Origin of the sequence: Neisseria sp. 19428wB4_WF04 (assembly GCF_015235335.1) — a bacterium.
GTDB lineage: Bacteria > Pseudomonadota > Gammaproteobacteria > Burkholderiales > Neisseriaceae > Neisseria > Neisseria musculi.
In genome coordinates this window covers 1-3,579 of the sequence record NZ_JADGLG010000094.1, presented here as the reverse complement: position 1 = coordinate 3,579, position 3,579 = coordinate 1, and the positions used below count along the sequence as shown (strand labels likewise).

The 3,579-nt window shown below is 51.7% G+C and carries 7 protein-coding genes and 1 pseudogene; 4 read left to right on the top strand and 4 right to left on the bottom strand.

Translation table 11 applies throughout. The features are described from left to right. Positions 1–120 (bottom strand): winged helix-turn-helix transcriptional regulator (locus IR141_RS12185; RefSeq protein WP_135033893.1); only part of this gene is annotated, 120 nt, incomplete at its 3' end. Between the two features lie 62 nt (positions 121–182). Here IR141_RS12185 and IR141_RS12180 point away from each other — a divergent pair. From IR141_RS12180 to IR141_RS12170, 3 genes are all read left to right on the top strand, one after another. Then, the gene (locus tag IR141_RS12180; RefSeq protein ID WP_135037669.1) at positions 183–293 is read left to right on the top strand and encodes a Com family DNA-binding transcriptional regulator; all 111 of its coding nucleotides are present in this window, start codon (positions 183–185) and stop codon (positions 291–293) included. A gap of 72 nt (positions 294–365) precedes the next feature. Beyond that, positions 366–944 (top strand): DNA cytosine methyltransferase, encoded by a 579-nt coding sequence (locus IR141_RS12175; RefSeq protein WP_135037666.1) that lies wholly within the window; start codon positions 366–368, stop codon positions 942–944. Between the two features lie 292 nt (positions 945–1,236). Next, a complete protein-coding gene (locus tag IR141_RS12170; protein ID WP_135037664.1) occupies positions 1,237–2,073 on the top strand; it encodes a hypothetical protein in 837 nt (278 codons plus the stop codon). Between the two features lie 95 nt (positions 2,074–2,168). On the opposite strand, the gene IR141_RS12165 is transcribed toward IR141_RS12170, so the two are convergent. Both IR141_RS12165 and IR141_RS12160 read right to left on the bottom strand, forming a co-directional pair. Beyond that, entirely contained in the window at positions 2,169–2,432 is a 264-nt protein-coding gene (locus IR141_RS12165) for a hypothetical protein (protein ID WP_135037661.1), read from the bottom strand. 56 nt (positions 2,433–2,488) lie between these two features. After that, entirely contained in the window at positions 2,489–2,809 is a 321-nt protein-coding gene (locus tag IR141_RS12160; protein ID WP_135037658.1) for a hypothetical protein, read from the bottom strand. Between the two features lie 382 nt (positions 2,810–3,191). On the opposite strand from IR141_RS12160, the gene IR141_RS12155 reads away from it, so the two are divergent. Beyond that, positions 3,192–3,425, top strand: a complete 234-nt coding sequence (locus IR141_RS12155) for a hypothetical protein (RefSeq protein WP_135037655.1) — start codon at positions 3,192–3,194, stop codon at positions 3,423–3,425. A gap of 4 nt (positions 3,426–3,429) precedes the next feature. Here IR141_RS12155 and IR141_RS12150 read toward each other — a convergent pair. Continuing rightward, positions 3,430–3,579, bottom strand: a pseudogene (locus tag IR141_RS12150) (IS1595 family transposase); the annotation flags it as partial.

Genomic DNA, 3,579 nt, shown 5'->3' with positions numbered 1-3,579 from the left:
CTGCAGATATTTGGCTACTGTGTTACGGGAGAGTTTGAGTTGTTTGGCGATTTCACGTTGTGAGAGTTTCTGCCGGTGAAAAAGCCGGTGCACTTTTGCGATGGTTTCCATGCATAACATCCAGGTTAGGCTCCGCTGTGTGATAAAGCGGAGCAGTTTATAACAAACGGAGTAAATGCGATATGGAATACCGCGAATTGCGCTGCAAAATCTGCCGCAAACTATTGGCCAAAGGCGGCGGCAACATTGAAATCAAATGCCGCCATTGCAAAACCATCAACACATTCAACTGATTATTTCACAGAGTGCTCAGAGCACCGTATTTTCAGACTAGAGCATCGCCGAATGCCGCACGAAAGGAAAATATGGATGCAACAGCACCGTCAAAACCCACCGTCGGCAGCCTGTTTGCCGGCATCGGCGGCTTTGATCTCGGATTCGAGCAGGCAGGATTCACAACCGACTGGCAGGTCGAGATTGCCGACGTGCCCCGCGCCGTGCTCGCCGACCGATTCCCGCACGCCAAACAATTCACCGATGTCCGTACCTGCCTGCCCGAGTTGTGGCGCACCGACGTCATCATCGGCGGATTTCCCTGCCAAGACGTATCCACCGCAGGAAAAAGGCGCGGCCTTGCCGGAGCGCGCACCGGCCTGTTCTTCGATGCAATGCGCATCGTTTCCGCCCTCAAGCCCCGCCGGCTGGTGCTTGAAAACGTTACGGGGCTGCTCAATAGCAACAATGGCCAAGACTTTCAGACAGTTGTCCAGTCCCTTGCCCAATGCGGGTATGTGGGATACCGGCGCGTGCTCGATGCTCGCTATTTCGGAGTCCCCACGAAACGCCGCCGCGTATTCCTGGTGCCGGATTGGGAGAAATGCCCCCCATTGAGTTTATGGCTGACGCCGGACCAGCTGACCGGCCGGCAAGGCGGCAGCGGATAGCCCCTGGGCGGACGCACACCCAACTTTACTTGCAGGCTTCCCCGGCGGAACGAATATCGACATCTCGGGTAACAACATCTGCTTTGTCGCTAACGGACGGAGTGCGATGGTTGAGCGGGAGCGAACGGTTGCAGATAATGGGCTTTGCAAAGGACTGGATGCGGCCGACTTTGCAGAAGCTCGGGCTGCCGGAAACGCCGTTGTACCGCAAGTCGCCCGTTGGATTGCCGAAAAACTCATCACCACATTTTGACTGACCGATAAGGCAGAGTGCCGCGAGCGCCTGCTGATTATGACGAAACACCACACCAAAGCACCCTTGCCCTTTGTCGGGCAGAAACGCAACTTTATCAAAACCTTTAAAAACGAATTAAACAACATCCCCGCCGACGGAGCGGGCTGGACTATCGTGGACGCATTCGGCGGCAGCGGCCTGCCGGCGCACGTTGCCAAACACACCAAACCCGCCGCCCGCGTTGTCTATAACGACTTTGACGGCTACACCGAACGTTTGCGCCATATCCCCGACACCAACCGCCTGCGGCAGACACTCGCCGCCGTATTGGCCGATTATCCCCGCGATAAACATTTGGACAAACCGACCCAGTCCCGGGTTGTCGCCGCTATTCGGAATTTCAACGGCTACAAAGACCTAAACTGCCTGCGTTCGTGGCTGCTGCTCAGCAGCAATCAGGCCGGCACCATGGCCGAGCTTTTCGACAAGCATATGTATAACGGCATCCGCCGCAGCGATTATCCCGATGCGCAAGATTACTTAAGAGGACTAGAGATTGTTTCCCAGCCGTTCCAAACCCTGCTGCCGCAATATATCGGTAAGCCGCAAACCCTGTTGGTATTCGACCCGCCGTATGTATCGACCATGCAGGGCATGTATGCCAACAAGCACTACTTCGGCATGGTTCGGTTTCTTCAGCTTATGCGCTTGGTACGCCCGCCTTTCGTGTTCTTCAGCAGCACACGCAGCGAGCTTATGGATTATCTGGATTTTTTAGAGCAATACCGGCCCATCGAATGGACGGTGTTTGATGGGGTAACTTCAGTTAAATTGATAACCGAGATAGCCAAAAAGGTGGGGTATGAGGATAATATGATTTTTAAGTTTGATTAACGTGCCTCGCTGGTATGGTGCCAAAGTTCTGACTGATAGTTGCGGTTGGCTTGGTGTCAAAGATGCCCCGAAAAGGTGCCAAAGTTCGCGCCGCTTTATACTGTCGGTTCTGCATCTGGTTTATCGGTTTTGCTCCGTTTAAGAACAGTAGCGCCGAAGTCACCCGAACCAAGATGTCTGCAAAACCCACTCATTGCATCTCCTGTATCAAAAAGCAAGGGGCTGCAGAACCAGTCAAACACCACATCAAAGCAACCATTGGGCACACAGCCTGCCGATCCGGCGCGATAAACAATGCCGAATACAAAAATACCCTGCAAAAGCAGGGCACGGTTTGGTTTGTTGCCAATTGGATACAAGCAGCGTTGATGCTTCGATACACTGTCTTGCTTTATCTATACCAACGTTTCCGCTGTTATTTTTTCACCTGCTGAAACAGCCAGTCGCGTGCGGATTCGAGCAGGTAGGAGTAGTCGAACGAATACATATGCTCGCCAGCTTTGCTGTTGGCATCCGCGCCGGCCGGAAGGGTGGTGCCTTTGGTAAAGATGATGAAGTTGTGCGGATTGCCTTGTTTCAGCAGGGCATCAACGGCGGTGTTCTGTTCGGCTTGCGGAGCGTTGGCGGCGAATTCGGTTTGCGCGAAGGTGATGTTTTTCTGCTTGAACATGGCTGCCAGCTCTGCCATGCCTTTGGAGGCTTTGAGATCGCCTGCCGACACGGTGATTGTTTTCAAGCGGATTCGCCATATCGGGAAATGCATCAAAACGTGCCGTATTATAAGCACTTAAAATCACCGGCTACCGTCTGATTAACATAAAATTACGCCATCCCCGTTTAAAACGGCAGCTTTTTACTTCGGTTTACCGAACGGAGTGCATCAACCACGGCCGTCTGAAAGCGCGTGGCCGGCGGCATGAATGAAATGAAACGCGGGGTAGTTGTCGACAGCCCCTCCCCCTCTCTGTTCAGAATTCGGCCGGCCGCATATTCCCAACAAGCCAGCCGAAAGTCTTTGAAAAATATCTTCATGCCGTCTGAAAGGCAGAAATACCGTTATGCCCAAACGGGAATACAGATGAAAATATTGAAGTATGGATTAAGCCAACGGCTGCGGAATGCCAAGCGTTTGGATTCCTGCACAGGCGGGAATAACGGCAAATAAACTTCTTGTGATGTTTTTTGGATTGGGCAAAAGCTTCAGCCGTGGATTGTTTGGTATGCCGGCAATAACGGAGCGGATTGCATTTCAACCGATGCAGTACAGCAGGGCTCAACACGGCAAAATGGGTAATACGCTATCCGCTTCAACTTTAATCCGCCACAATAAAATAATTTTGGGGCTGTCCTAGATAACTAGAACAAATCCTGCTTTACTAATTGTTTTAAAATAGAAATTTGAAATTTTATCTCACTGTTGTTAAAACGCCATTCACACTCTTTCAAATACAGTTCAAAATGCTCTTTGGGAATGCCGTTAAACTTGCGTAAATGGCGTTTTGCTTG

Excerpts from the sequence above, each read along its gene's own strand:
- IR141_RS12180 (WP_135037669.1), top strand. The coding sequence starts at position 183 with ATGGAATACCGCGAATTGCGCTGCAAAATCTGCCGCAAACTATTGGCC.
- IR141_RS12175 (WP_135037666.1), top strand. The coding sequence starts at position 366 with ATGGATGCAACAGCACCGTCAAAACCCACCGTCGGCAGCCTGTTTGCC.
- IR141_RS12170 (WP_135037664.1), top strand. The coding sequence starts at position 1,237 with ATGACGAAACACCACACCAAAGCACCCTTGCCCTTTGTCGGGCAGAAA.
- IR141_RS12155 (WP_135037655.1), top strand. The coding sequence starts at position 3,192 with ATGCCAAGCGTTTGGATTCCTGCACAGGCGGGAATAACGGCAAATAAA.